Source organism: Micromonospora sp. DT4 (assembly GCF_049841675.1).
In the GTDB taxonomy this organism is placed as follows: Bacteria; Actinomycetota; Actinomycetes; order Mycobacteriales; family Micromonosporaceae; genus Micromonospora.
Genome location: NZ_JBNCKT010000040.1, coordinates 23,162 through 46,917, shown reverse-complemented (window position 1 = coordinate 46,917; position 23,756 = coordinate 23,162). Strand labels below are relative to the sequence as shown.

Annotated in this window: 9 protein-coding genes, 1 tRNA gene and 2 pseudogenes; 7 read left to right on the top strand and 5 right to left on the bottom strand. The window is 72.0% G+C overall.

Annotated elements, in window-relative coordinates; all coding sequences use genetic code 11:
- Positions 1-338: 338 nt before the first annotated feature.
- The 3 genes from ACLQ24_RS14215 to ACLQ24_RS14205 form a co-directional block, all read right to left on the bottom strand.
- On the bottom strand, positions 339-1,358 hold the full coding sequence (locus ACLQ24_RS14215) for a tyrosine-type recombinase/integrase (protein WP_425891879.1): 1,020 nt from the start codon (positions 1,356-1,358) through the stop codon (positions 339-341).
- On the bottom strand, positions 1,351-1,854 hold the full coding sequence (locus ACLQ24_RS14210) for an AbrB/MazE/SpoVT family DNA-binding domain-containing protein (protein WP_425891884.1): 504 nt from the start codon (positions 1,852-1,854) through the stop codon (positions 1,351-1,353). The genes ACLQ24_RS14215 and ACLQ24_RS14210 overlap by 8 nt, the downstream gene beginning before the upstream one ends.
- Before the next feature lie 89 nt (positions 1,855-1,943).
- Positions 1,944-2,027: transfer RNA gene (locus ACLQ24_RS14205), tRNA-Leu, on the bottom strand.
- Between the two features lie 208 nt (positions 2,028-2,235).
- Between ACLQ24_RS14205 and ACLQ24_RS14200 the strand changes: the two are divergent.
- From ACLQ24_RS14200 to ACLQ24_RS14170, 7 genes and pseudogenes are all read left to right on the top strand, one after another.
- Positions 2,236-2,409 (top strand): annotated as a pseudogene (locus ACLQ24_RS14200) (hypothetical protein); the annotation flags it as partial.
- Positions 2,410-4,479: 2,070 nt separating this feature from the next.
- Positions 4,480-4,914 (top strand): annotated as a pseudogene (locus ACLQ24_RS14195) (fibronectin type III domain-containing protein); the annotation flags it as partial.
- Positions 4,915-5,137: 223 nt separating this feature from the next.
- Positions 5,138-7,765, top strand: a complete 2,628-nt coding sequence (locus ACLQ24_RS14190; RefSeq protein ID WP_425891878.1) for a fibronectin type III domain-containing protein — start codon at positions 5,138-5,140, stop codon at positions 7,763-7,765.
- 27 nt (positions 7,766-7,792) lie between these two features.
- On the top strand, positions 7,793-8,788 hold the full coding sequence (locus tag ACLQ24_RS14185) for an AAA family ATPase (protein WP_425891876.1): 996 nt from the start codon (positions 7,793-7,795) through the stop codon (positions 8,786-8,788).
- Positions 8,789-8,802: 14 nt separating this feature from the next.
- A complete protein-coding gene (locus ACLQ24_RS14180) occupies positions 8,803-9,960 on the top strand; it encodes a DUF58 domain-containing protein (RefSeq protein ID WP_425891874.1) in 1,158 nt (385 codons plus the stop codon).
- Positions 9,936-12,335, top strand: a complete 2,400-nt coding sequence (locus ACLQ24_RS14175; RefSeq protein ID WP_425891873.1) for a transglutaminaseTgpA domain-containing protein — start codon at positions 9,936-9,938, stop codon at positions 12,333-12,335. The genes ACLQ24_RS14180 and ACLQ24_RS14175 overlap by 25 nt, the downstream gene beginning before the upstream one ends.
- 405 nt (positions 12,336-12,740) lie before the next feature.
- Positions 12,741-21,818, top strand: coding sequence for a hypothetical protein (locus tag ACLQ24_RS14170; protein ID WP_425891871.1), 9,078 nt, complete (start codon positions 12,741-12,743; stop codon positions 21,816-21,818).
- 130 nt (positions 21,819-21,948) lie between these two features.
- Here the strand turns inward: ACLQ24_RS14170 and ACLQ24_RS14165 are convergent, their stop codons facing one another.
- Both ACLQ24_RS14165 and ACLQ24_RS14160 read right to left on the bottom strand, forming a co-directional pair.
- The gene (locus ACLQ24_RS14165) at positions 21,949-22,740 is read right to left on the bottom strand and encodes an SDR family oxidoreductase (RefSeq protein WP_425891869.1); all 792 of its coding nucleotides are present in this window, start codon (positions 22,738-22,740) and stop codon (positions 21,949-21,951) included.
- Positions 22,737-23,720: an LLM class F420-dependent oxidoreductase gene (locus tag ACLQ24_RS14160; RefSeq protein WP_425891881.1), complete on the bottom strand. Its 984-nt coding sequence runs from the start codon at positions 23,718-23,720 to the stop codon at positions 22,737-22,739. The genes ACLQ24_RS14165 and ACLQ24_RS14160 overlap by 4 nt, the downstream gene beginning before the upstream one ends.
- Between the last annotated feature and the right edge of the window lie 36 nt (positions 23,721-23,756).

The following is a 23,756-nucleotide window of genomic DNA, read 5'->3' as shown; positions in this document are numbered from 1 at the left end:
ATGCTGCTCCAGGACTCCTGATCTACCCGGACCTCGCGATCCAAGGTTCAAGTGTCCAAGATCAAGGGGGAAGGCCCGTCGTGCCGCGCGTCGGCCTCTACACCCCAATTTCGTGGGTCGTCAACGGCCACGGTCCACCGGACCGGCAGAACAGGGCATCGATGCTGGCGGCCGGGAAGCGATGCCTGAAGGACCGGGGGTAGTGCACGTCGCAGTGGCTGCACTGACCCCGAACTGCCGGTACAGGCCCCCATGACGGCCTGGCATCTGCTGGACCAGTTCGGAGCTGAGCGCGGATACGCCCGGCACGGCAGGCCGGGCGCACCCACCCGCTCACGTCAGGCTAGAGGATGGGGCTCGCCCGTGAGCGCCGCCAAGGCGACGGCAACCTCGTGGAGGCTCGCGCGAACGTACGTGGTGGTGGTGCCGGCGTCGCTGCCGCCGCCGGAATGGCCCGCGTACTCGCGGGCCACTGCGTAGCCAAAATTCCGCTCAACCCACGTCAGGGTCGTGTGTCGCAGCCAGTGCGTACTGATCTGCTGCACGTACACGGGCCACTGAAGATGCTCGCCCACCCGCACCCAGAGATGGTCGTAGCGACGGTACGTGATGGGCCGCCCGTTGCGATACCGCAGCAACTGCCCTGCCCCAGTCACATGCCGCTCCTCGGCATGCGACTGCAAGTGCCTCATGAGGGTTGGAGACACCGGCTGCCACCGCACCGTGTCGCCCTTCTCCCGCAGAAGGATGAGGCATTGTTCCGGGTCCAGGTCGACCGGCCGAAGTGCCAGCGCGCCACCCCGACGACATGCCGTCTCGGTGTGCAGCCGAAGCAGAAGACTGTCCAATGCCGGATCATCACCTGTGCTGGCGGCGACGGCATTGATCTCTGCCAAGCGTGTGTCGGCGACTGCTCGCCTCGTGCTGGGCAGGCGCCGTGGCTTGGCTACCTTGAGAGCCGGGTTATCCGCCGCAGCGATGTGTCCGTCAGCGACCGCCCGCCGGTAGAGGCACCGCAGCGCGGCGATCAGATGCTCTGCCGCACTTCGGCCACCTCGTGCGTTTCGCCGAGCTACCACGTGCGTCTTCACGTACTCCGCAAGCTGCTCGATCTCCGACGGGGTCGGTTCATTGAGTCGCCTCTGCCCCCACTGTTGCAAGACCCGCTTCCAATACGATCCGTAGGCACGCCGGGTTCCATCGCTGACCGCCGCCGACACGATCGGTACGTAATCTGCGAACGTCGGCGCTTGCGGACGCTTCGTCGCCGCCTCAATGAGATCAGCGGGCGAGATGCCCATCCTCGCGAGCAACAACCGAGCGGCATCCAGTTCGGCCTGGCTCGCCGTGTCACTCATGCTGTTCACCGCCGAAAGCAGCAGCGTGAATCTGAGCGACCACCGCGTCCAAGGCCGCGGGTGGATGCACGACAAGCACGCCACCATCGCGGTCCGCCGCCAGCAACAACCGGTCGCCCGGCTTGAGGCCGCACCATTTTCGAACGGCTGCCGGCAGATGAAGATGACCTTGACCCGTCAGAGTGAAGACGCCCTGCGGGTCCAGACGGACGACGATGAGCCCGGCGCTCTCGTAGATATGAAGACGGGTGCCGCAGCCCCATCCGAGAGCGCGGACGATCATACGATCAGCGATCCGACCACTGACATCGATGGCAGCCAGGCCGTAGACCGACGAGCCGGCCCGAGGGATTGGGAGGTCAGGCAGGGGCAGTGGGGGACGCCGCAATGCGCCTAGCCGCCGGCCCGTCCCCTGGCCCTGCTCGGGCGTCGACGGCGGGATGAGCGGAGCCACTGTCACTTCAACCACGGCGATCACCGCCGCCGAGCGTCGCATCCGTCGGGACTGTCGCGAAGATGCGATCCGCGTGGTCAAGCGAGCTTGACCACCAGTACGTCAAGTACAGCAGGGATGCTTCAAATCTGTGTCCGAGGGGGGACTTGAACCCCCACGCCCTATACGGGCACTAGCACCTCAAGCTAGCGCGTCTGCCATTCCGCCACCCGGACTTGCTCGTTCAGCCTACCTCGCCGACCCAGATGATCTTGCATCCGAAGGCCGGCCCAGCGGGCCGCACGGGGAGTTACTGTACACGGCGCTCGTGGATCATGCACATCACCCTCCCGCCGCTGCTCACACCACCACCCAGGGTCACCACAGCCGGCTTGAGCGCAGGCCCGGGTAGCGTCGGCGGCCCCGTGACGGCAGCATTGCCCTGTGTCCCATCCCTCTCCCCTGGCCCCCGTACAGCAACGGGCCCTCGCGCTGCGCGCGGCGGGCGACCTCGACGCCGCCCGGCAGTTGCTCGCGGATGCTGTCGGGTCCGCTCGTCCGCCTTACAGCGAGGACCATCCCGAGACGTTGCACACCGCGCACCTGCTGGCCCGGCTGCACCGCGAGGCCGACGACCCGCTCGCCGCCCGCCGGGTGCTCGAGGAGGCCTTCGCGGCGGGCGAGCGGCGCTGGGACCATTCCGAGCCGACGATGCTCGCGCTCGCCTTCGAGCTGGCGGAGGTCGCCGAGGAGCTGGGTAACAGGCACGAGGCCCGCCGCAACTACACCAGGGTCGCCAGCGCCGGGCCCGCCGTGCTCGGCGAGCACCACCCGGCCGTACGCGCCGCCCGTGAGTACCTCGGCGAGGCTGGCCGCGCCCCGCAGCGGTCGCCCGTCGGGCCGTCGACCTCCACGTCCGACGCCTCGACGACCGATTCCGGGGTCCGGTCGGCGCTGTCCGGCCCGACGGTGTCGCTGGCGACCCTGGCCGCGATGCGACCGGCGACCGGCGGCCAGCCGACGCCCGCGTCACCCTGGGCGCCGCAGCCCCCGACCCCGGCCGGTCCGACGCCGCCCGCGTCCGCCGTCCCTCCGGTACCGGCCACGCCGCCGACGCCGCCGCGTCAGCGGGTCGAGCAGCCGGCACCGTCGCCCCGGCCAGCGGTCGTGCCAGCGCCTCGGGCCGCCGTCCAGCCCACGCCGCACGTCCGGCAACAGCCTCCCCCCGCGCCGCCGCGTCAGCGCACGGACGACGAGCCGATCCGACCGGCCGCCAACCCGCCGCAGACACCGCCGACCGCCGTACCGCACGCCACGGCGCACCGGCCTACCGCGCCGTCCGCAGTCGCACCGCCCACCAGCGCGCCGTCGGCACCGGCGCCGGCTCCGCGGTGGGACGACCCCACGATTCAGGTACGACAGATTGAGCCACTTCTGGCCGAGGAGGCCGCTCGGATCGCAGCGGCAGGAGCGAGCGGCGCAGCCGTCACGGCAGAGGGAGCGTTCCCGACGACGTCAGGTCCGCTGGGCACGCCCACGCACCACGCACTCCGCCCGACGCCCGCGGTGCCGCAGCCGATCCCCAGTCCGCCCGTGCCCTCGGCGTCAGCCTCCGGGCCGGCCGTGCAACCCGGTCGCCCGGTGTCCGCTCCGCCCGGCTACGACCAGCCCGTCTTCGGACCACCCGCCCGGCCCCACCCGGTGTCCGGGCCTCCCGCCAACCCCGTGTCCGGACCGCCAGCCCAGACCTTCCCCGTATCCGGACCGCCCCACCCCGTATCCGGACCGCCAGCCCAGACCTTCCCCGTGTCCGGGCCACCCGGCCTGCCCGTGTCCGCACCACCCAGTCAGAGTCGCCCCGTCTCCGGACCACCCGGTTACCCCTACCCCGTCTCGGCGCCGCCCGGCCACAGTCAGCCGGTATCGGCGCCTCCGGTCAGCGCACCGCCCTGGGGACTGACCGCCCCGCCTTGGAGCAGCAGCGCACCTCCACAACCGCTGCCGGCCTCGGGCGGCGATGCGACAGAGCCGACGGACACGCAGGCCACACCGGTCGCTGAGGTCACAGCGAGTTCGGGGGCCATCGTGGACGGGCAGGCAACCGTGGACGGGCAGGCAACCGTGGGCGAGCGGCCCGGATCGGGCGGCGGGAGCACTGCGGCGCTGTCCACCGTGCACGGCGAGCCGTCGGGGTTCGCGTCCGCGTCGACGGAGGTGTTCCCGGCCGTCGGGCCGGCGAACCCCCAGCCGAGCAGACCCGACACCGGAGAGCCGGCCACGGCTGCGGCTGCCCCTACCTGGGCACCGAACCTCGGCCCGGCCCGTACGACATCCACCCGACCCGTCTCGGGCGGGTACGACGGCCCGCCACCGGTCGGGAGCGGACACGACGGGCCGGCGATGGTCGTGGGTGGACCCGGCAGCCCGGCGACGGTCGCAGGTGGACCCGGCAGCCCGGCGTCGACTCCGGTGGACGACCTGGTGCCGGGGCCGGTCGCGCCCTACCGACCGCCGGTCGCGCCCGTGTACCCGCCCGCCGGGCAGTACCCGCCCGCTCAGCAGCACCCGCCCGCTCAGCAGCACCCGCCCGCTCAGCAGCACCCGGGACAGCATCCCCCGCAGAGCCACGAGGTGTACCCGGGGCAGTACTACCCGCCGGAGGCGTACACCGATGGGGGTGGCTCGACGGGCCGCAACCGGGCGACGCTGATCGGCGCGGCGACGGCGGCCGGGGTTGCCCTGGTGGCAGTCGCCGGGCTGGGTGCGGTGGTGTTGAGCCGTGACAACGCGCCGCCTCCGCCCGGAGTGCCCGTGACCGCGGCGCCTGCGGCGACCGGTCCCCCTCCCGGCGACCTGAAACTCCGCGACGACGTCGTGACGATCACGCTGAGCTGGACCGATCCGTCCGGCGGCGCGGTGCCGTTCATGGTCGCGGGTGGGCGGGCCGGATCGGCGCTCGGCGTGATGGCCACCGTGGAGCCGGGGCGGACCAGTCACACGGTCAACGGGCTCAGCTCCCGGGTGGACTACTGCTTCACGGTGCTGGCCGTGTACTCCACGGACAGCTTCGCCACCTCGGGTCAGGTCTGCACCGACCGCGAGCGGTCCACACCGCCGAGCTGACCGCCGCAGGGGCAACGCGAACGGTCCACGCCTTCGCGCTGGCCGCCGTCGGATTGGCGATTGTGGAGCTGAACTGGGCGTCCACCGCGCACGCTCGGTATCCACAGGGGTGACGGTGCGGGTTCCCCCGTTCCCGGCCGGGCCATATGATGGCACCCGGCTCAGGGGAGGGATCGCCGCGAGGCGTACACCACCTGCCACGACTCAGGGAAGGCAGCCGGCTGTGGCCAGCATCGACGACGCCGAGCAGACCGACGCCCCCCGTTCCCGGTCCCGACTGCGCGGCGGGCTGGTGACGGTCGGCACGGTCACCGCGCTGCTGGCCGCCATGGGGCTGACCGTCCTGGGGCTGGGCGCGGCGGACAACGCCGTGGCCAACTACGACGCGAGTTCCTGGCTCTGGAGCGCGGTGCGCAGTGAGCTGGCCCGGGTCAACGGGGTCACCGCCCGGGTGGACACTCGCACCGAGGTTCCCGGTGCCCGACGGCACCCGATGCAGGTCGCCCAGACCGACCGGCTGCTGATCCTGCGTGATCTGCAGACCGGGCAGATCAGTTCCCTGGATCTGGCCACCCTCCAGCTCACGGCGACCACCCCGACCACGCCGGGCCTGGGTGTGAGCGTCGCCCTGCACGAGGATTCGGCGTTCGTCGTCGACGCCGTGCAGGGCATCGTGCGGCAGCTCGACCCGCGGTCGTTGAGCCCGGTGGGCGAGCCGGTGCGCTATCCGCCGGGCATCACCGGTGGCACGTTCGACGGCGAGGGCCGGCTCTGGATCGCGGTGCCCAGCGAGGGCACGGTCTCGGCGGTCACCGCCGCGAAGTTGCCGTCCGCGCCGGCCTCGGCCGCGCCCGCCGGCGCTGGGATCAGTCCGGAGCGGGTCGAGACGTACGACGTGGCCGACCCCAGCCACGAGCTGGTGGTCTCCACCCTGGACGACGGGGTGGCGGTGCTCGACCGGACGGCCGGCAGGCTGGTGCGGGTGCAGCGTGGCGAGGTACGCCTGACGCCGCTGACGCTGCCCGGCCCGGCGGCGTTGCCGGCCCGCACCTCCGGGCCGCGGGTGCCGGTGACGGTGCCGGCCGAGCGGCGAGTGCTGGTGGTGGGTGATGTCGGTGAGGAGCGGGCGTTCACGGTGCCGGGCAGCGGCGACCGGCTGAACCCGGCGGTGGCGTGGGCCGACCGGTTCTACTGCGCCGACGAGGCGACCGGCACCATCTACTCCTTCGACGCGGGTGGCCAGTTGGTCGACACCATCAAGGGCAGGGCGAACGGGCCGCTCGAGATGGAGGTGCGGGAAAACCACCTCTTCATCAACTCGCCCGACTCGGCGACGGCCCGGGTGGTGGACGACAAGCACCAGGTGCGCGAGGTCGACAAGTACGCCAACGACGTGCTGGGCGGCGATCCGCCGCCGGCGCCCCCGCCGCCGCCTCCGCCGAAGAAGCCCCGGGTGAGCAAGCCGAGCGCGCCGCGCAGCGTCACGGCCGCCGCCGGCAACGCCCAGGCCCGGGTTAGTTGGCGGCCGGCCGCCGCGAACGGCGCCGAGATCATCAAGTACGTCGTGCAGGGCGCCGGTCAGCGCCTGGAGGTGGGCGCCAACCAGCGTTCGGTGGAGGTCAAGGGGCTGACCAACGGCGAGACGTACCGTTTCGCGGTGCACGCCGTGAACGCCAAGGGTGACGGCCCGGCGCGCAGCAGCAACCCGGTCACCCCGACCGCCGCGGTGCCCGATCCGCCGGCCAGCGTCACGGCGCAGGAGCGGGCGGACGGCACGGTGGTGGTGAAGTGGCCGGCCGCGAACGCGCAGGGCAACAAGATCGTCAAGTACGCGGTGACGGCCACGTCGGCGGGGACGAACGCGCCGGCCGGCGAGTCGACCAAGACCGAGCTGGTGGTGCCGGCCGGTGAGCTGGAGTACGGCACCCAGTACGCGTTCACCGTCGTGGCGGTCAACAACAAGGGCGCCGGTTCGGCGGCGTCGCCGGTCAGCAACACGGTGGTGCCGTTCGCGGCGCCAGGTCGGCCGCTCGACCTGCAGGCCGGTACGGTCGCCGACCAGCCGGGCGCGGTCACGGTGCAGTGGTCGCCGGCGGAGGCGAACGGCCGGCCGGTGACGAAGTACCAGGTGGACGTCGCTGGCAAGACCAGCGAGGTGACCGAGACGCGCACGACCGTCACCGGGCTGGGCAACGGCCAGAACGTCACCGTGAAGGTGAAGGCGGTCAACGAGGCCGGGCCCGGCCCGGAGGCCACCGCCACGGCCCGCACGGTCGCCGCGCCCCGGGTCACGGTCACCGGTTCGTCGGCGACGGCCACGTCGGCGACTGTCACGTTCACCGTGGACGCGGGCGGCGGCAGGGCCACCTGCTCGCTCAGCACGTCGGGTGAGCCGGCGAAGGCGGGGGCGTGTTCCAGCATCACGATGACGGGCCTGACGCCGGGCACGGCGTACACGTTCACGGTGACCGCCAGCAACGCCGCGGGTAGGGGCACCGCTGAGCGGGCGGACAGCACCGAGCCGCTGTACGGGATCGCGACGTGCCGCAACGGCGCGTCCGGCCCGGAGGCGAGCTACTGCACGCGGGAGATCCCCGGAGAACGCAACGGCAACGAGATCTTCGAGGTCCCGCGGCAGGACAACGACCGGCAGGCGGGCTGGGTACCCAACGGCCAACGCTTGCAGGCGTACTGCAAGAAGTCGGGCGAAGAGGTCTACGCCTACATCTACAACAACGACAAGCGCAGCACCTGGTGGGTGCAGGTCAACTACAAGGGGAAGAACTACATCCCGTGGGCCTGGCTCAACCTGGAGGGCGGCGACAACATCAACGTCCTGCCCACCTGCTGAACCACCAGCCGAGGAGCACCGCCGACCGTGAACACCCACGAGCCGCTCACCCAGCCGGAGGTGCAGGGCTTCGCCGCCCTGGCCGCCCGGCTGGCCGAGAACGTCAACGCGGTGGTGCTCGGCAAGCCGCAGGTGGTCCGGCTGGCGCTGACGGCGCTGTTCGCCCAGGGGCACGTGCTGCTGGAGGACGTGCCGGGGGTCGGTAAGACGACCCTGGCGCGGGCCATCGCCGCGACCGTCAAGGGTCAGTGGCGACGTATCCAGTTCACGCCCGACCTGCTGCCCTCGGACGTGTCCGGCGTGACGATCTTCAACCAGGCGAGCCGGGACTTCGAGTTCCACCCGGGGCCGGTGTTCGCCAACATCGTGATCGCCGACGAGATCAACCGGGCGTCGCCGAAGACCCAGTCGGCGCTGCTGGAGGTAATGGAGGAGCACACGGTCACCGTGGACGGGGTGCGGCATCCGGTGCCCGCGCCGTTCCTGGTGGTCGCGACGCAGAACCCGGTGGAGATGGACGGCACCTACCGGTTGCCCGAGGCGCAGCTCGACCGCTTCCTGGTGAAGCTGTCCGTCGGCTACCCGGACGAGGCGGTCGAGGTGGAGGTGCTGCGCGGCGCGACGGTCCGCTCCCCCGAGGCGCTCGCCCCGATCACCGACACGGCGACCGTCGGGGAGATGGTTCGGATGGCGCGCCGGGTGCACATCGCCGAGCCGCTCTACGCGTACGCGGTCCGACTGGCCGCCGCGACCCGTACCCATCCGCAGGTACGCGTCGGAGTCAGCCCCCGGGGTGTGATCGCGTTGACACGGGCGGCGTGCGCGTACGCGCTGATCGACGGGCGGGGCTGGATCATGCCGGAGGACCTGAAGACGCTGACCGAGCCGGTGTTCGCGCACCGACTGTTGTTGACCCCGGACGCGCAGGTGCGCGGGGTGACCGCCGCGGAGGTGCTGCGCCAGGCCGTCGCCTCGGTGCCGGTGCCGCTGCCGTCGGGGCACCCCGCCCCGGTGCAGGGCTGACCGGCAGCAGCGCCATGGGGATCACCGCCCGGGGAGTCGGGCTGCTCGTCGCCGCCGTCGTGTTGCTGGGGGCGGGTTTCCGGTTCGCGTACCCCGAGTTGACGTTGTTGGGCGCGGCGGCCGGCGCGGCTGTCGGCTACGCGGCACTGACGGCGGCCTGGCGACCCCGGCTGGTGGTCGCGCGCCGGGCCAATCCGGACCGGGTCGCGCGCGGGGAGCCGGCGAGCATGACGTTGACGGTTCGCAACACCGGTCGGCTGCGGTCGGCGAACCTGCTGGCCGAGGACCGGTGCGGGAGCCGCGCGGTGCCGGTGCCACTGCTGCGCCTGCGTCCCGGTCGGGACACCGAGGTCCGCTACGACGTGCCGACCGACCGCCGTGGGGTGGTGGCGGTCGGTCCGCTGCGGGTGACCCGGTGCGACCCGCTGGGCCTGGTGGCGCTCGCCCGCCCGTACGGGGAGACGGCCCCGGTCTGGGTGCACCCCCGGATTCACCCGCTGTCGGCGGTGCCGACGGGCGCGGGCCGCAGCCTCGACGGCCGGGTGGACGGGGTGCCGCACGGGTCGATCACGTTCGACTCGCTGCGGGAGTACGTGGTCGGCGACGATCTGCGGCGGGTGCACTGGCGCACGAGCGCCCGGGTCGGTGAGCTGATGGTGCGCGAGAACGTGGACACGAGCCTGCCCCGCCTGATCGTCCTCCTGGACAATCGCGCCGCCGCGCACCCGCACCGCTCCGGCGGGGTGGCCGAGTCGTTCGAGTCCGCGTGCGAGGCGGCGGCGTCGGTCGTCACCGCGGCGCACCGCGCGGACCTGCCGGTGGTGCTGCTGCTGGTCGGCCCGGAGCAGGGGGACGGCGGGGACGGCCCTGCGCTCGGGCCGCTGGACCGGCTCGCCGCCGCCGGACTGTCCGATGAGGACGACGCGTTGCGCGCCGTCACCACCCGGCTGCGCCAGGACCGACTCGGCGACACGCTGATCTTCCTGACCGGCCCCGGTGGGCGGGACGGGTTGGGGCACGTGGGGGCGCTACGCGGCGCGTACCCGTCGGTGCTGGTCGGGGTCTTCGGCGCGGCCGACCCGACGCCGGCGGGCACGGCGGGCCTGGTGGTGGTCGACGCGGCGGACGGCGCGCAGTTCGCCGCCGAGTGGGACGGGGTACGCCGGTGGTGACGGGCATCGCGCCGCCGGAGGAGACGGCGGCCCCACGGCAGACGCCGCCGGCGGCCGGCGGCCCGAGCGCCGCAGGGCGGGTGATACGCGCGCTGCGGGCGGAGGTCGTGCCGCTGACGCTCATCGTGCTCACGGCGCTCGCCGGGGTGGTGCTCGGCCGGGTGTACGCGGGCGACCTGCTGACCCGGCTGGTGATCGGCGCGGCGGTGGGCTCGGTGCTGGTCAGCGTGGCCGCCCGGCGGCTGCCGTCGTGGCTGGTCGCACCGGTGTCGATGGCGGCGCTGGCCGGTTGGACACTGTGGTCGCTGCGCCTGGCCGCCGCCCGCGCCGACCTGCCGGGCAGCCTTCTGGAGGTGAGCGCGGACGCGGCGCGCAACGGCATTCCCCGCCTGCTCACCGCGATGATCCCGGTGGAGCCGACACCGGACACGGTGCTGGTGCCGGTGGTGGCGGCCTGGCTGGCCGGTCTCGCCGGGGCGGAGGTGGCGTTGCGCACCGGCCGGGTGCTGCTCGGCTACCTGCCGGCGGCGGGGCTCTACGCCGCGGCCCTCTACGTGGTCGGTCCCAACGCCGAGCCGGCGATCGGGGCGACGGTGGCGTTCGTCGCGGTCGCGGCGGTCGGGCTGGCCGCGCCGACCGGCGCGTCGCCGGCCGGCGGCGATCCGGCAGCCGGCCTGGCCCCCGGGGTACGCGCGGCGGTGCGACTTCGGCTCGCGGTGTCGGCGGCGCTCGGCGTCGCCCTGGTGATCGGTCTGGTCGCGCTGCTCGGCCCGGTGGTCGCCGGTCAGGTCGACGGGCGGCCGATCGACCCGCGCCGGTACGTGGAGCCGCCGCAGGTGCAGACACTCGACGAGAACCCCCTGATCCGGATCTCCGGGTGGGCGCTGCACCCGGAGCAGAAACTCCTCGACGTGAACACGCTGGGCGCGGCCCCGCCCGCGGGCAAAACCGACGACCCGAAGGCCGCCCCCGGTGCGCGGATCCGGCTGGCGGTGCTCAGCGACTACGACGGGATCACCTGGCGGGTCGGCGCGACGTACCGCAACGCGGGGCGGATCCTGCCGGCCAGCGAGCCGGCCCGGGACAGCACGGTGGAGACCGTCCGGCAGGAGATCACCGTGGCGGAGCTGACCGGGCGGCTCCTCCCGGCCGCGGCGACGCCCCGCGAGGTCAGCGGCGCGCGGGTGGCGTACGACCCGGCCACGGGGACGCTGATCCGGCCGGAGGGGCTGACGCCGGGGCTGCGGTACGCGGTGACGTCGGCCCGGGAGCGCCCGGACGACAACCTGCTGGCCACCGCGAACGTGCCCGCCGGCGAGGAGGTGGTACGGGTGCTGCGGGTCGCCGACGGGGTGCCGGACCCGATGCGCCGGCTGGCGACCCAGCTCGCCGAGGAGAACGGTGCCCCGTACGCGCGGGCCGCGGCGATCGAACAGTTCCTGGGCGAGCACTACCGGGTGGTCGCCGACGCGCCGAGCGGGCACGCGTACCCGAACCTGGCCTTCTTCCTCTTCGGCCCGCGCAACGGTGGCGGGCAGCGGGGCACGTCGGAGCAGTTCGCTGCGGCGTTCGCGGTGCTCGGCAGGCTCTCCGGGCTGCCGACGCGGGTGGTGGTCGGCTTCTCCTCGGGTGGTCAGGGGCCGGTGCGGGCCGGTGACGCGTACGCCTGGCCGGAGGTGCTCTTCGACGGGTTGGGTTGGGTGGCGTTCAACCCGCTGCCCCAACCGGAGAACGAGCCGCGGCCGGTGGAGGAGGACTTCCGCCCCACGCCCGAGGACCCGCCGCCGTCGGAGGTTCCCGCGCCCACCGTGGAGCCGACGGCGTCGCCGGAGCCGGTGGCCGCTCCCGACGGGCCTTCCGCGCGCGGTGGCGTGTCCACGCCGGTGCTGGTGGCGGGCGGCAGCGGGTCTCTGCTGCTGGTGGTGGGGGCGCTGCTGCTCACCCTGCTGGCGATGCGCCGCGTACTCACCCGCGACCGCCTGGTGCGGGGTGACCCCGGCCAACGCGTCGCGGGCGCCTGGCGGGAGGTGACCGACGCGTTGCGGCTGGCTGGCCGGCCGGTCGGCGACGACCTGGCGGCCACCGAGGTGGCCGGGCGCGCCCGGCAGGCCCTCGCGGACGCCCGGAGCCGGGGCACGAGCGGTCCGCGGACCGGCGTGGAGGCGGCTGCCGATCCCGCTGTCGACGAGCTGGCGACGCTGCTCAACCAGGTGGGCTTCGCCCCCGGCACCGCGACGGAATACCAGGCGGCGCGCGCCGCCGAGGTGGCCGCCGGCTACGTGACGACGCTGCGGGCGGCCCGCCCCTGGTGGCGTCGCCTGCTCTGGTCCGTGCACCCCGCTCCGCTGCGCCGCGCCCGCCGTTCCCGACGGTGATCAGGCGTCGACCGGGTCCAGCAGCCGTGACAGGGCCTCGGCCAGCCGGCGCACGCCAGCGACGTCCTCACGGCCGAAGGAGTACAGCACCCGAATCTTGGACGCCCTGGCCACCGGGTCCCACTCGTTGTGGGCAGCTGCGCGGAAACCTGCGGAACGCAGGCCTGCCGGACGACAACCAGGGTGCCGTTCGGACCGCAAACTGCGACCGTTCGTCACCTGATTGAAAAAGTGAGCCGTTATCCTCCGGGCCAGGAGGTGACCGTGACGGCGAAGACCGGGTTGGCGTGCCCCGAGTTCCATACCACCTGGGTGCGATCGGGACAATACCTCAGTCTGGACTCGAGTCCGGTCCCGGAAGAGGTCATAGCCGCTGAGCGCTTAGCCGGCGTGCATCTGGTTCACGTGGCCGCGAATGTGCTCGCGTCCCCGGCCGGTCTGGCCGCGCTGATGGCGCAGCCGCTGGCGGTCGTCGCGCGGATGGTGGAAACCCCGTCGGCGTCGACCCTGGCCGGTCTTGATCTGGCCGGGGCGATCGCCCGTGCCGACGCGCTCGGTCTGCCGGTGCGTCTGCCTGCCGCGACAGTCGCCGGTACCGACAGCGATCGGGTCGTTCGGGTCGGCGGCCAGGGACCCGGTGCCGCTCCGGGCGCTGAAGAATATGTGCTGGTGACACCGGCTCGTCATCTCGTCACCGAGTACCCGGCGGCCCTGCCGCAGGACGTCGCCGTGACGTACCCCGTCGCGGCGGTTCGCGCCAGTGCGTCCGCCCGCACGGAGGCCATGGCGCCGACGTCGCCCGAGCGGCCCGATGGGCTGGACGTGGCTGCGACCGTCGCCCCGGAGGCGTTCCGACCGACCACGGTGGTCGTCGACGCCCCGGCGGCCTGGACCTCACCACAGACGTCGGATGGCGATCAGCAACCGCCGGCGCGGCGGCGGTACCAGGAGCGGACGGCTGTCCGAATAGCCCGGACAGAGCTGGCGCTCCTGCTCAACGGGCATCTGGAGACGTTGCAAGCAGGCGGCTTGGCCGGACCGGACGCCGCAGCGAGGGTGATTGAGGCATCCGCTGGCTCAGTGCCGCCGTTGAGCCGCACGAGAACCCGGGAAGACCAGTCGAGCATCTCGGACCGCGGTTGGGAGATTCTGCGATCGGCGGGAGTGGAGGCACTTGTCGCGCGGACGTCGACGCCGGGGTCGTCGATCTCCCGGTTGGCACGGTGGATCGCCACGGTGGAGCCCTCGGCGGCGGCTGCGCCGATGACCACCCCGGACAGCCTGGTCGCCGCCCTCGCCGTCTTCGCCGTCCTGCACGGCCGGGTCGCGAACGGTCCCATCCCCGCCGATCTTCTCTTACGGCCTGATCCGGCCGGGTTGGCGGCTGCGATGGGTGGCACGTTCGCCCCGATGGGCGATGCCCGGCTCATCTATCAGGCGGTCCGCCGGGTGGCCGGATCGAGTGCCCTGATTCGGGTGCCGGGTGAGCCGGACCGGGTGTTCTGGCTGGTCGCCGAGGATCGCGATGGGGTGGTCGTGCCCCGGTACGTCGATCCCTGCGTGGCCGGTTCGATGCGTCGGCCCGCCGCCGCACCGGGCACGGCCTCGGACGCGTGGGGCCAGGCATTGGCTACCCCCGGCGCCCAGGTGCTGCTGCTGGATCCGGCTGGCCAGCCGACCACCCACGAGGCGCTGCTGGCTGTCCCGGCGACCCGGCGCGGCGCGCTCGAATCGGGTTCGCGCGCTCGAACCGTGCAGGCCCTGCTCGGCCCGGCTCCCACGAGCCGACGACCGACTGGCCTGTTGACCACCTCTCGTCCTGGTCAGCCGGCTCAGACGTTCGCCGACGGTGTGCCGGCGACGGCTCGTCCCCACCTCACACCGGCACCGCCGACCCGAACGCCGGCCGCCGTCGCTGAGGTCGCCACCCCGTCGACCGAGCCGGTCGGCTCGGAGGTGGGCACAGTCTCCGACAGCGTGCCGGCCGGTCCCGACCCGGTCTGGTCGTTGGTCGAGGAGGCCGACGCGGAGACGGCGGACAGGGTTCGTGCGGTCGTCGCGCGCCTGCCGCTATTGCTCAACACCCCGGCCACGCCTGTCGACTACGAGGGCTGGTCCGCAGGATTCGCGAGGGCGGCCACCGACGCGTTGACACGGCTGGGTCTGCGGGTGAAGGAGGACGATCCGCTGCTGCGGGCGTTGGCTGAGCAGCCGGCCACCTTCCTGCACTCCCATCGCGCGTTCGACCTCCCGGTCGCGGGGCGACCATGGTGGCGCCGGAAGAAGTACCGAACGGTCTGGGTCGAGTTGGTGCCGACTCCGGTGGTCGGTGACCAGGTGAGTCGAGAGCAGGGCAACCAGATGACCCAGTCCCGCCGGGACCGGGTGACCAGCGACCAGAACCGCCAGTCTCGACAGCGCGGGCTGTGGCATGCGACGGTGCCGTTCGAGCTGGCGGGGGTTCCCGTGTCGGTGTCGGCCGGCGTCTTCGACGCCCGCCCCACCCACAGCGGCGGCACGTCGGGCACGGCTGTCGACTACCAGGTGGTGTACGGAGACCGCGAGTCCTACCTGGTGGCAGCTGGGGTGACTCTCCGGCTGCGGCTGGATCAGCCGGAAGCGACGCCGGTCGACGAGGACCTCGGGCCCCGCTGGTTCCGGATCACCAAGAGGTTCGCGTTGATGGATCTCGCGGATCAGAATGCCGCGCCGTTTCCGCTGGATGACGGGGCCCGTGCGCTGTTGTCGTCGAACCGGTTCCCATTGCAGGTGATCGGCGACGGCAACGCCGCCCAGCACGCGGTGGACCTGTTGAGCGACGTACCCGTGGTCGAGCCGGGCAGCGGGACACGGCAGGCGGTCCGCGACAAGTGGTCCCCGTCTGAGCTGATCCGGCTGCTCATCGGCACCCGAGCGCCGCAGACGGTGGCGAGCCGAGAGTGGATCGGCATGCCTACGGCCGCGGCTGGATTGGCCGCGAGACCACGGCTGACCTCGATGCGACTGCTCGGCACACCGGACGGCGACGCCCGGCTGCGACAACAGCCCACGTTCTTCGCCGAGTCCAGCGGAACCACCGAGACGACCTCCGGTCTACGAGTGCGGCCGGCGATCGGGATGCGGCTTCCGTTCACGCGGGTGAACGTGGCGCCCACGACGTTCATGCGCGCCAGCACCGCCAGCACCGTCTCGTCGCTGACAACGAACAGCCGGGTGGGGCAGGAAATCACGGTCCCGACGGTGTTGGTCGAGACCCGCTATGACATGACCCTCTCCCGGGCCACGTACCGGAGCGGACTCCGTTTCTGGGTGACCCGTGGGAAGACGCCCGCGAGCCGGAGGGTGGACGTCACAGCTCTCGAGGAAGTGCCAGCCGGCGTATACCGGGCGGTAACCGCCGCAACGCACATACCCGCCGCGGGTACCGTGGGTTTGGCGACGGAGGACGGCATCCTCGCAGCCGGCCCGGAACCGATCACCGAGGAGGTGACCGGCCGCCCCGAGATCGCCCCGGCCGATGCCCTGGCGGAACTGGTACTGACGCCGACACCGCAAGCCGTGCCCGACGAACTGACGCCGACACCGCAAGCCGTGCCCGACGAACCGGCACCGGCCCACCGCAGCGCGGCCGCGCCGGTCGCCCTCGTCGAGACGGAGCGACCGGACGCGCAGATGATCGCCCGGCTCCGGACCATGGTGGAGCGCCGCGAGACTCGGCACCTCCAGAGATACATGTGGGAGGGTGGCCGCCTGCGGACCGGCCAAGCCACCATCTTCGGCGCCGAAATGATCGCGGACAGCGTCGCGGCGAAGGTGCGGCAGATCCTGGCGCTACCCGAGAACGCCGACTTCCGTGCCGTGCTGCCGAACTGGAACGCGCCGCGAACCAAGAAGGCCGTGATCCAGCAGGTCATGGATGCCCTGGTCAACGACGAAAGCCTCGCCGTCGAGAGTGGACCGAGTCGCCTCGCCGCCGAATTCCTCAGCCTCACCGCCGGCCAGGTCGTGATTCGGCTGGAGCTGCCGGACACCAGCCGGCGACTCGGTCTGACCCTGACGATCCGGGCAGACCGGGTCCGGCCGGACGACGAGCCGGAGTACCTCGGCGTGCGGGATGAGAACCGTACCGCCCCGGAGCTTGATGACGGGCAACTCGACAAGATCGTGGACGAACCGGCGGAGCAGGACGCGGCAAGCCAGGTGGTGCCGGACGCGCCCGGACCAACCCCGCTGTCGCGGAGCGTGCTGCACCGGGCGCGAAAGCTCCCCAAGACCCCGGTACGCCGACGCCAAGCCATGGAGGTCAATACACGCGTCGCCACGGCGATGTCCACGAGTCTCGGCCCGGACCTCGACGCTCGGGTCGCCCGGGTCGTCCACTCGGGTGTTCGCGCCCGGTACCTGACACGTCGCCGGACTCAGATGGGCAGCGGCAGCGAGGAGGTCTGGCTGGATCTGGGAGACAACGCGCAAGCGCTCTTCGCCGACGAGCTCCGGTTCACCGTCGAGCTGCACGCCCTCGACGAGGCGACCGGCGTGCTCCGAAACCTGTGGCGTCGATCGCGGGACAGCACGCCCGACGCGAAGTCGTTGGCCCGTGGTGATCTGGGGACCTTCCAGCAGTGGTTGGCGTTCACCGTCTCCAAGGACCTGACGCTGGGCGCCGACCAGCTGCACCGGACCACCGAATCTCCGCTACCAACGCCGGCGATCAGCGACATCACGCTGACTCCGGGGGACTTGGCCGGCCAACCCGCCAACCTGCACGTGGAGGGTGACCGCGTTTTCGACTGGGACAGCGTCTCCTACGTACACGGATCCAACGAACTGGTGCTGGCGATCCAGCGGGCCGTTGTCGAAGCTCGCCGGTTGATGGTCGAGGACGGCGCGTACGAGCGGGGCACCCGCGTTGGGGTGGTCACACCGGGCAGTAAGTCGTATCTGCAGCTGTACCGGCAGGTCAGCCCGGACCGGTTGACGGCCATCCTGCCCAGCATCTCCCGCCGGGCGATCCGTCTGCACGACCTCGGCGAGATCATCGGTAGCCCGACGGTCCACGGCGCGGTCTTCCTCCAGGCGGTCGTCGACAAGGCCCGGCCGGGTCCGCTGGGCGTGGTGAACCACGGTGGTGAGCACTCCCGCGCCGGCGTGACCAGTGTCAGCGCCTCCCGCGCGAAGGGGGGTGAGTTCGCCGTCTCCGCCGGCCTGGGGTTCAGCGGGGCGGTTGGCACCAGCTCCCTCGGAGGTCAGGCGGCCCGGCGACTGACCATGCGGCGCACCCGTGCTAAGACAGTGGCGTTCAGCGCCGGAGTGGAACGCGTCGACGCGTGGGACCCGGGCAACGGGTTGACGGTGCCGCTGGTGGCGCGGGTCCGATTCGTCGTCCACGCCGTGCTGATCAACCCGCAGGCGGTCGGCCCGTCGAAGCGGTACGAGGCCAGCCGCCTGGTCACCGATGGCACCGTACACGGCCTGGTCATGGAGGACAACGCCCGGCACAGCGGCGTTCTCGACAGGCCGCGAACGGCGACCGCAAGCGAACCGGCGTTGCAGGCGCCGCTATTGGCGAACAGGGTGTTCCAACCACCGTTCACCCTACCCGCGGGTCCACTTCCCGCCCCGCCGCGCAACCTCGGTGCGGGCCGGCACGCGGACCTCCCGCGGCTGGGTGCCACGATCCTCAGGTGGCTGCGCGGGCTCCGGCTCCCGCAGTTCGTCGAATGGGGCGACGGGCTCCGGGGCATTCAGGACGACGAGGCCGGCCTGGCGAACACCGCGGCGGTGTTGGACCAGACAAGCGTTGAGTTCATCGCCGGCCACTGGGGGGCGGCCGCCGACGGGGCGATCTCCATCCTGCTCACCTATCCGGGCGCGGTCGGCCGCGACCACGTGCAGGTGCTGATGCAGGTGCTGGCGGCGGATGAGGACGGGCCGCTGACCGAACCGTCGGTCCACCGGGTCGTCGCGAATCAGAAGAACCACGAGATGGACGTTTTTGGCTCGTACACCCACAGCGAACTGTCCGCCGTCGCCCACACCCGGACCGACCTGTACGGCTTTCAGCCGGGCGGCGCGGGTGGGCGAGACGGCGAGCGAACCGGCACGGGGGATATCGGTGCCCTGGGTGGCACGTTGGCCACTGCCAACCGGATGAAGTCCGTCACCGACCAGCACCTGACCATTGTCGAGCTGGTCGGCCCGTGGGCCGAGGTACGTCAACGGGTCACCATCGAGCTGCGCGCCTATCACGCCGGTAAGGAGCTGGGCGCGCCGCTACGGATCGGGCATGACCTGAAGGTCGAGAAGTTTGCCGACCACCTGTACACGGTGGCCGCCACGCCGCAGCGGCCGTTGCCGGATCCGACCATCGTGGCTCTGCCGCGCGTACCCTCGCAGGTGGAACTGCTGAGCTGGCAGACAGGCAGGCTAGAGCTGGTCCCCGGGGAACGCGCCTCGTTGACGCTGCCGGAGCAGTACCAGGTGGTCGATTTCCGGGGGGCGGCTCTGGTCCAGGCCGCGGCGGCGCGGGCGCTGCACCTCGCCGGAGCTCCCGGCCGGGTGACGAGGCTCGGTGGCAGTACTGCTCATCAGTTGGTCACCGCACTCGGACAGACCGCACTTTGGGGGATGACCCGTCGGCGGATCGCCAATCCGATCGAGATCCCGGTCGAGGATCCGCACATCGCCGGAAGCCGACTGACCCTCACGGTCTACAGCCGGGTGGGCCACGCGCGGCTCGCCCACGTCGTCCCGCCCTACTACCGCGATGTACGACGCTTCCGGGTCACCATGGACGGGGTCAGTGCCGCGACGAGCCGGATGGATTCCACCGCGTTCGCTGGCGCTGGCGCGCAGCAGGTCGGCGGAGTGAAGGAGGAAGCCGCCGAGGCTGACACGAACAACCAGGGGCCGGCGCCGAGACAGACACAGAGTGAGCGGGTTGCGGACGCTTTCGGGGCCAGTGACGTAAGGGATCCGACGGCGTACCGGATCGGCGGTGAGGGGGCGTCGTGGAGTGGCGGGCCGGCGGGGTCCGGTGCCGGCGCGGCGCACGGCGGCTCCAGCGAGACCGTCCTGTCGTACGGCCGTCCGCCGGGCGCGTTGATCGAGTGGACCGAGGAGATCATCCTCGTGGCGAAGGTGCCGCACGCGTGGGGTGACAGCTACGCGGCGGTGAAGGTCACCCTGCCCGAGTCGACGCAGGTTCTGGTGGATCTGCTGGATGCCGCCCGGCACCTCGGTATCAATGACAACGTTGCGTTGATGGCCCGGCTGGCGCAGGCGAACTCGGACGCGCTCGCGGTCGGTCAGGCGTTCCAAGAATGGCAGCAGGTGAGCCGTGAGCTGGAGTTGGAACGGCTCGGCCCAGAGTTGGAGCGGCGGCGCGGCACCGGGCAGACCGGACCCGAAGTCGTCCCCGAGTGGCCCACCGAGGAGGAGGTCGCGGACGCGGACAACACCGCCGCCGCGACCCGGTCCGTACGGGCCCAGCAGGAATGGCACGCGCGAAAGCGGCAGTTGGACACGACCGTGTCCGAGCTGGCCGGGATGATTCCGAACATGATGCCAACGGTCGACGTCGGCACCGAGACGGCGCCCGTCTCGCCGAAGGTCACGCCGATCGGGGAGGCCGGGTCGACGGTGGAGTCCGACCGGCCCCACGGCGGCGACCTGTCCTCCCCGCATGCCCCGTGGTATTCGGCCCTCCGGACGCTGCTGTTCTCGGCGGAGGCGGGTACGTCCCCGGATCGCCTCGCACAGTGGGTCGACGAGGTTGAGGTCTCCGCGCCCGCCTCGCCAGCGGCGGTTCCACCGGATCTCGCGGTGGCCTGGCAGGACTGCCTAGTGCGTGCGCTCGGCGCGTTCGCCGCACTGCACGGCCGGGCGACGAACACGACAGTGGACGACCAGTTCTCCATGGCCACGGACCTGCGGGATCTGACTCGGGCGCTCGGCGGTGAGCTGGTTCCTGCGGCGATGGTGCGGCCCGAGTCGCTGTGGCAGGCTCTCACCTCCACCCCGAACGCCATGGTGCTGGTGCATGTGCGCCCGGCTGACGCGACACATGGTCACGTGTACTGGCTCTTCGCCGACAGTCGTGGGGGGGGTCCGGTGCCGCGTGTGGTGGACACCCAGCGACCCGGGTTGTTCGAGCAGGTCGCGCAGCTCGACGGGGACCTCGCCGCCCAGCTCGCCCATCCCGACACCGAGTTTCTCGTCCTCGACGGCGTCGGTCAGGCGAGCAGCGTGGACGCTCTGCTCACCGCAGATCTCACGGTGCCGACCACTGACACCATGGGCAGTGAATCGGCCCCCGAACAGATCCCCGACGCACCGGCGGCGCAGCACCCGCAGGATGTCGTCGAGGCCGCGGCGCCCGCTGCACCCCGGTGGTCGATGCAGCTGCCCCGATCCGTCACCAGGCACGGCGAGGTCTACGTCATCTCCGCCAACGGCGGAGTGAACGTATCGGCAGCGCTGCTCACGGTGCTGACGAGGGCCGCCACCGGCGAACGCCCGATGATTTTACTGGACACTCCGCAGATCGGTCGGCCCGCACCCGCGCCCGGACTGTCCATCCTGAACAATCTGCTGGAGCAGCTCGCCCAGCGTCATCTGCTACCGCTCGTGGTCACCTTCGCCTCGATCGACTCGGTGCTCGACGTGGTGGTGAAGTACGGCGCCGCAGTGCTGCACCCGACGCTGGAGAAGGCCGGCATGGTCGACGCTCATCTCGACTACCGGTGGAAGGCCACGACCGCACGGCCTGACGGCCGGACCATCACGTCGGACGCCATCTGGCCGGACATCTCCCCCGCCGTCTTGGACGCCGCGGTCACACTGGCCCTCCCCACCGACGCCGTCGCCCGGGTCGATGACGACCTTGGCGAGCTGATCTGGACGGCTGACCTACGGGCCAGCCGCGACATCTTCCACAGGCTGCGGGGGCAATGGTCGGCGGAGCAGATGGCCACCAACCTCGTCCACGTCGAGCGGATGATCCAACGGCTGCCTAATGAACCGGCGTTGAGCGTGTTCGCTCCCGTCCTGGATCTCGGCACGTCCGACCATGCCGACATCGCCTTCGACTATGCCGCTGCCACCGAGGCGGATCGCCCAGCCACGCTGCTCACCTCGGTGGGGCAATTGGAGGCCGCCGGGCAATTCGGGACGGCGGTTGGTGGCCTCAGCACTGCCCGGCTGACCGCGATGGTCACCGCGGTCGGCGGCGAACCGAACGCTGTGTCGGTGACCGTCTCCATGCTCGACATGATCAAACAAATAAAGTCCGGGGAGTTCGAAACCGCCAAAAAGTTTGTCGAGGCCAACAGAGGCAAAATCAGCCCGGACCAGAGAGCACAGTGGGCCAATGCCATCGCCGGCCTACAGATCCACATGCGCGACCACGTGCCACACCTGAAACTCCTGTCCGATGCCGTCTACGACTGCGATCCGGAGAAATCCGTCGCACCGGCGGTCTGAGGCACTGGTCGAACTGGCACCGTCACCGACAACCCAAGCGACGGCCGACCACTACCGCGAGCGACTCGAAGCCTCAAAGGTGACGATTCGCCGTAGCAGGACCAGGACGACACCGGGGGGAGGCGCCCGGTCAGGTCGTCAGGCGGCGGACGAGTTTGCGCATGCCGGCCTGCCAGCCGTCCGGGTCCTCGGCACGGCGGCGGGCGTAGTCGGCGACCTCCGGGTGCGGCAGGATCAGGAACCGCTCCTCGGCCAGCCCGGCGATGGTCGCGTCGGCCACCTGGTCCGGGGTGAGCACGGCGCCGGACGCGGCGACCACCCGGGCGCCGAGGTGCCCCTCGGCGATACCGTCGGCGAGCATCGGGGTGTCCACCCCCTGCGGGCAGAGGGCGCTGACCCGGATGCCCCGGTCCCGATAGGCGACGGCCAGCCACTCGGCGAAACCCACCGAGGCGTGCTTGGTGGCGGTGTACGCGGCGTCGCCCACCGCGGTCAGCACCCCCGCCGCAGAGCAGGTGTGCAGCAGGTGGCCGCCGCCGCGGGCGAGCATGCCGGGCAACACCGCCCGGGCCGAGTAGACGTGGGCGAGCACGTTGACCCGCCACGCCCGGTCCCAGCCCGCGTCATCGACCTCCACTCCCCCGCCGGTGGTGACCCCGGCGTTGGCGCAGAACAGGTCGATGCGGCCGAAGCGGCGCTCGGTGTCGTCGACGAGCGCCCGGACCTGGGCCTCGTCGGTGACGTCGAGGGTGGCGGCGTACGCCACCGGGCCGATGCCCTCGGCCACGGTCTGCGCGGCCTCGGCGTCCAGGTCGGCGACGACCACGGCGGCCGCGCCCTCGACGGAGAAGCGGCGCGACAGGGCCGCCCCGATGCCACCGGCGCCCCCGGTGACCACCACGATCCGGTCGGTCAGGTTCACGCGGACGCTCCCACCGGCTCGGTGCCCAACTGGGCGATGAGGGTCGTCAGCGCGGCCACGCCGCCGGCGGTCACCTCCGGGGTGGGCAGCAGCGCGAGGATCGGCACGTCCACACCCGCCTCGGCGTAGCGGCGCACCTGGGCACGGCACCGCTCGGGTGAGCCGTGCAGCACCAGGGCGTCGACCACCTCGTCGGGCACCGCCGCGCCCGCGCCGCGCCGGTCACCGGCCGCCCACGCCTCCCACATCGGAGCGAGCGCCTCGTCCCGGCCGAGCCAGCGATGGAACTCGGCGTACGCCGGCACGGTCAGGTAGCTGGTGATCAGCCGGCGGCCGAGCGTGCGGGCGTACGCGGCGTCCTGGGTGGGGCAGACGAAGATCCGCGCGGCGACCTCGAAGCCGGCCCGGCGCTCGCCCAGCTCGGCGAGGGTCTGCGGCACGTCGTCGGCGCTGAGCCAGTTGAGGATGACCCCGTCGGCCTCGGCGCCGGCGAGCCGGAGCATCCCCGGGCGCAGCGCGGCGAGCAGGATCGGCGGCGGCACCGTCGGTGGGCGTTCGAGGCTGAACCGACGCACCGTGAAGGTGTCGTAGACCTCGTCCACCGTCTCACCGCGCAGCGCGGCCCGCAGGAAACGCAGCACGTCGCGGGTACGCCGGAACGGCTCGTCGAACCGCACCGCGTTCCAGTCCCGCACGAGCACCGGCGAGGACGCGCCGATGCCGAGCGCGAACCTGCCCGGGGCCGCCTCGGCCAGCGCCGCCGCGCTCATCGCGAGCAGGCCGGGGCCACGGGTGAAGACCGGGGTGATCGCGGTGCCCAGCCGTAGCTGCGGCTGCCACGCCGCGGCGAGGGCCAGTGGGGTGAACGCGTCGGCCCCGGCGACCTCGGACGACCACACGTCGGTGAACCCGGCGCGATCGAGCGTCGCGTAGATCGCCTGGTGGTCGGCCAGTGGGACCCCACCCATCGGTACCGTAATGCCCCATCGATTCGTCACCGATCGATCGTGCCCGTT

Excerpts from the sequence above, each read along its gene's own strand:
- ACLQ24_RS14210 (WP_425891884.1), bottom strand. The coding sequence starts at position 1,854 with ATGCGACGCTCGGCGGCGGTGATCGCCGTGGTTGAAGTGACAGTGGCT.
- ACLQ24_RS14180 (WP_425891874.1), top strand. The coding sequence starts at position 8,803 with ATGGGGATCACCGCCCGGGGAGTCGGGCTGCTCGTCGCCGCCGTCGTG.
- ACLQ24_RS14215 (WP_425891879.1), bottom strand. The coding sequence starts at position 1,358 with ATGAGTGACACGGCGAGCCAGGCCGAACTGGATGCCGCTCGGTTGTTG.